This is a genomic window from Sphingomonas sanguinis, assembly GCF_001476905.1.
Classification (GTDB): Bacteria; Pseudomonadota; Alphaproteobacteria; order Sphingomonadales; family Sphingomonadaceae; genus Sphingomonas; species Sphingomonas sanguinis_B.
Genome location: NZ_LDTE01000122.1, coordinates 1 through 4,498, shown reverse-complemented (window position 1 = coordinate 4,498; position 4,498 = coordinate 1). Strand labels below are relative to the sequence as shown.

The 4,498-nt window shown below is 62.2% G+C and carries 7 protein-coding genes; 6 read left to right on the top strand and 1 reads right to left on the bottom strand.

Going from position 1 to position 4,498, the window contains the following annotated elements; translation table 11 throughout:
- The 6 genes from SB4_RS19250 to SB4_RS16400 form a co-directional block, all read left to right on the top strand.
- A partial coding sequence (locus SB4_RS19250; RefSeq protein ID WP_153006293.1) for a transposase occupies window positions 1-260 on the top strand: 260 nt, incomplete at its 5' end.
- 621 nt (window positions 261-881) lie between these two features.
- A complete protein-coding gene (locus tag SB4_RS16420; protein ID WP_058753439.1) occupies window positions 882-2,129 on the top strand; it encodes a multidrug effflux MFS transporter in 1,248 nt (415 codons plus the stop codon).
- A gap of 76 nt (window positions 2,130-2,205) precedes the next feature.
- Window positions 2,206-2,547, top strand: a complete 342-nt coding sequence (locus tag SB4_RS16415) for a hypothetical protein (protein ID WP_058753437.1) — start codon at window positions 2,206-2,208, stop codon at window positions 2,545-2,547.
- A gap of 41 nt (window positions 2,548-2,588) precedes the next feature.
- On the top strand, window positions 2,589-2,870 hold the full coding sequence (locus tag SB4_RS16410; RefSeq protein ID WP_193753860.1) for an MliC family protein: 282 nt from the start codon (window positions 2,589-2,591) through the stop codon (window positions 2,868-2,870).
- Between the two features lie 231 nt (window positions 2,871-3,101).
- Window positions 3,102-3,734: an outer membrane protein gene (locus SB4_RS16405; protein WP_058753435.1), complete on the top strand. Its 633-nt coding sequence runs from the start codon at window positions 3,102-3,104 to the stop codon at window positions 3,732-3,734.
- A gap of 94 nt (window positions 3,735-3,828) precedes the next feature.
- Entirely contained in the window at window positions 3,829-4,167 is a 339-nt protein-coding gene (locus tag SB4_RS16400; protein ID WP_241488659.1) for an HNH endonuclease, read from the top strand.
- Here SB4_RS16400 and SB4_RS20100 read toward each other — a convergent pair.
- Window positions 4,164-4,498: hypothetical protein (locus SB4_RS20100; RefSeq protein WP_206598024.1), on the bottom strand; the 335-nt coding region annotated here is incomplete at its 5' end. The two genes, SB4_RS16400 and SB4_RS20100, sit on opposite strands and share 4 nt — an antisense overlap.

Here is a 4,498-nt window from a genome sequence, read left to right as displayed (position 1 = left end):
AAGGACAGGACAAGGGCTACGATGCCGACCGGCTGCGCCGTTCGCTACGTGATGCCGGAGCCGTTCCCGTCATTCCCGGACGGCGAAACCGCAAACGCACGATCCGATATGATAAAGACAGATACCGCGGCCGCCACTTGATCGAGAACGCCTTCTGCCGTCTCAAGGACTTCCGCCGTGTCGCTACCCGCTACGATAAACTCGCCGTCAACTTCCTCTCAGGCGTCGCCATCGCAACCGCGCTCGCATTCTGGCTCTGATTGAGTCTCAGCCCTAATTCGGCTTCTGATCAGCCCGGAAATAGCATGCCAACTGAGCGTCCCTCCGGGGTGGTGGCCGGCGCATCGTCGATGCGACCGAGCCAATCGACGCGGCCAGCCTCGTCTGCCACGGCTGCTGATCAGAATTTTGCGCGTCAGCTCGATAGCTTGTTGGTAGGACATGCGACCCTGGACAATGCGGCGGTGACGGGGGTCCGAGCGATCGACAAATGTCACACGACGTTCGTAACGACTAAAGGCGATACGAACATCGATTGGACCAAGGCTGGCAACCTCGCCCCGCGCGATGAAAATGGGCGAGAGATAAACCGACTGCCGTCTGCGACCGGATGGCATGACATGTCCGTTCCGCTCGGTGAGTTGCCCGAACCGGCAGGTAATGTCGCCAACCGTTCCAGCGGCGCGTTCGGACAACTCGCTACCGAATGCGCTTGATCGAGGTTGGGATGTGCCGTCCGGCGTGCATTTAACGGATGGCAGTGCCGTCGTCAGGATACCGAAGTCCTCGTTGAGATGCGCGCTTAATGCTGCGGCGCTGCGGGCAGGCGCTCCGCTTTGTTGGTTTCCCTGCCCGCCAATCATCCCTATGTGACAGCCATCATGTCCGAATCCCGTTCCGCTGATCCGGTGACGCCTGTCACCGCCGAACCCCCTGGCGCGCCGATCGGTTTTGTCGAGTTCGTCCTATTGATCGCCGCACTGATGGCGTTGACCGCGCTCGGTATCGACTCGATGCTTCCCGCGCTGCCCGCCATCGGCGAGGCGCTGGGGGCTTCGCCCGCCGCGCGGCCGTTTGTCGTCACCGCCTTCCTGATCGGGTTCGGGGTGGCGCAGCTGGTCCATGGGCCGCTGGCCGATCGCTATGGGCGGCGGCGGGTGCTGATCGTTGCGCTGATCATCTATATCGTCACCAATGGACTGGCGGCGGTGGCGGCGAGTTTTCCGCTGCTGCTCGCCGCGCGGGTCTGTGCCGGGGCGGCGATCGCGGCGACGCGGGTGGCGACGGTGGCGCTGGTCCGTGACTGCTATCACGGCCGCGCGATGGCGCAGGTCATGTCGATCGCTTTCATGGTGTTTATGATCGTGCCGATCCTGGCGCCCGCGTTCGGCCAGCTGGTGCTGCTGTTCGGCAACTGGCGTCTGATCTTTTGGGTGATCGCGGGGCTGGCCACGCTGGTGCTGGGATGGTTCGCGCTGCGGATGCCCGAGACGCTGGCGCCTGAGGCGCAACTGCCCATCTCGCTGTCGCGCATCGCCAGCGGTTGGCGCGAGACACTGAGCGATCGGATGTCGCTCGGCTATACGCTGGCGGCGACGGCGCTGATGGCGGCGCTGTACGGCTATCTCAATTCGATCCAGCCGATCATGGCGGTGACCTTCGGACGCGAAAAGCTGCTCGCGCTGATCTTTGCCACGACCTCGGTCACCATGGCGGCGGCGAACCTGCTCAACTCGCGGATCGTCATGCGGCTGGGCACGCGGCTGATCAGCCATAGCTCGGTCGCGATCCTGATCGCGGTGGCGACGGCCCATCTGGTGATTGCACGTTTCGGCGGGGAATCGCTGATCGTATTTGCGGTGCTGCAGGCGATCACCATGGCGTGTTTCGGTCTGGCCACGTCCAATTTCTCGGCGATGGCGATGGAGAATATGGGGCGGATCGCCGGAACCGCCTCCAGCGTGCAGGGCTTTGCCAGCGTGACCATCGGCTCGCTGGTCGGGGCTGGCATCGGCCAGGCGTTCGACGGGACCACCCAGCCGCTGACCCTGGGCTTCCTGATCGCCGGGATCGCGGCCTTTGCCTTCGTCTTCGTGACCGAGCGCGGACGGATGTTCCGCCCCGCTTGAGGCGGCCTGAGGGCAATCGGGGAACCGCCCGGCCAACCCCACCGTTCCACCCTCCACAGTTCAAGAGGAGGCAGCGATGGGCGGACATCAGGTTCCCAGCCATGGACCCGGCGATGATGGCTGGGACGAAGAAGGCTATGACGAAAGCCAGCGGGCCGAAATCCTGGAGGTGACGCGCGACGGCCCCAGCGACGGCGTGCTGCTGACCGATCTCGAACCCGATTTGGGCGACGACAGCGTCGAGGACGAGCCGATCGGCGAACTCGATATGGACTCCGAAGAGGTCGGGACGAGCGACGCCTCGGTCGATATGGACGCCGAGGATGTCGACGAAGACGATCTCCAGGAGGATTTCGAGGACGATACGGTTGCGGACGGCGATATCGACGAGGCCGATGACGCCGCGCTGCGGCCATGATGCGGTTGCCTGTGGCCCTGTCGGCGGGAGGGTTGGTGCTTATGGGCTGTTCGACGCTGCCCGACATGCGCGCGGGCCTGCCGCCGATGGTGTCCCGCAATTTCCAGTGCGACAATGGCAGCCGTTTCTGGGTGCGCTTCGACAATCGCAATGACAGCGCGTTGATGCGTCTCGACGACGATTTGGAGATACGCTTGGCGGGGCAGCCCGTGGCCTCGGGTATCCATTACGCCGGCTTCGGCCATGACCTGCGTGGTAAGGGGGGTGAGGTTGTTTTGACACGCCCCACCGGCGATTCTCTGCGCTGCACCGCGATAGGTTGATCGGCCAAGGCGGAATAGCGGCCGAAAAGTGGCGGAAAACCGCCATTGCCGCATTCCGCCCCCATTTGGTTCATCTTTGTGACAGGAACTGTGGTTTTCCTGACACAGGTCCCGACAAGGCGACCAAAAAAGTCGAATGTCGTGCAACCCATGACGATTTTACCGGTTAAGCGGGCCTGGGCTGAGCGGTTCGATCCGGCGCCCCACATAGAAAAAAGAAGGGTATCTCGTATGCGTAAGCTTTCCATCGTCGCCGCTGCGGCGGCTGCGTTCGTTGCCGTGCCTGCCATGGCTCAGGACATGAACACCACCGACACCGCGGCAGCTCCGGCGCCTGCAGCGACCGCTCCCGACGGCACCCGCGCCTTCGGTATCGAGCCTTATGTCGCGATCATGGGCGGTTGGGAGCAGTTCGATCGCCAGTCGGTCGCCGGCATCCCCGCTCAGCCTAAGGGCTACAACCTGGACGGCGCGCTGGTCGAGGGCATCGTCGGTGCCAACATTCCGCTGGGCCCCGTGTTCGTCGGTGCCGAGGGTTCGGTCGCCAAGGGCGTGTCGGGTGACATCGACTGGCAGTATGGCGCCTATGGCCGCGCGGGCTTCCGCGCCGGTGAGAGCGGCCTGTTCTACGGCAAGGTCGGCTATCGCTGGAACAACTTCCACAACTTCGCTCCGGGCGTCGCTGGCGACCTGAAGCGTGACTATCACGGCACCGTGTACGGCGTCGGCGCCGAAGTTGGCCCGAAGGACATCGGTCTGGGCGGCCTGACCGGCAACTCGGGTCTGCGCCTGCGCATGGAAGTTTCGACCTTCGACGACGCGCATTCGTTCCGCCCGATGGCGGGTGTCGTCGCACACTTCTGATCCCTTTCGGGGTCCAGTTGGCGTAAAGGAATGGGGTTCGGCAGCGATGCCGGACCCCGTTTTCTTATGTGTGGTCGATGCCCATATCGTGGCGATGGTCGGACGGGTGAAACGCAAGGCGGGTCTGCTGGCCGCCGCCGAACGGATCGTGGCTAGCGAAACGCCGGTCTGTGCGCTGTGCGAGCGGCCGCTGGGCGTGAAGGTGGAGTGGCACCACCCGGTGCCCAAGAGCGAGGGCGGTCGCGAGACCGTGCCGGTGCATCCGATCTGCCACCGGACAATCCATGCGACGTTGAGCAACGCGGAACTGGCGCGGGGCTATTCCGACTTTACGGTGCTGCGGGGACACCCGGATATGGTGCGATTCCTGCGTTGGATTGCCGGAAAGCCGGCCGATTTTCATGCGCCGACGCGGGCGGCGAGATGGTCTTAATTTAATATCGCATTGTCTAGATAGTTTACAAATTCGGTAGTATCAGCAAAGTAATTTCTAAACGTAATTCTCATATTTTCAAAAGTGTCGGCCCGTACAAGGACGACATCAGCAGCGCCTTCGTTCTCAAGCTCAACTTGGTTGTACTTGTCGATTGCCTGGCCAACGGAATCATATGGCATTACCTGAAGGTCGCTGCTGTTCTCTGCGTTTTCTTTTACAAAAGGAAAAACAAGAATATTATTCTTCTTAAAATCAATGTTGACAACTTTAGAGTTTACGCGGCGAAACAGCTGTAGAATTCGCGTCTGCTCTTCTAGGGCTGAGACTC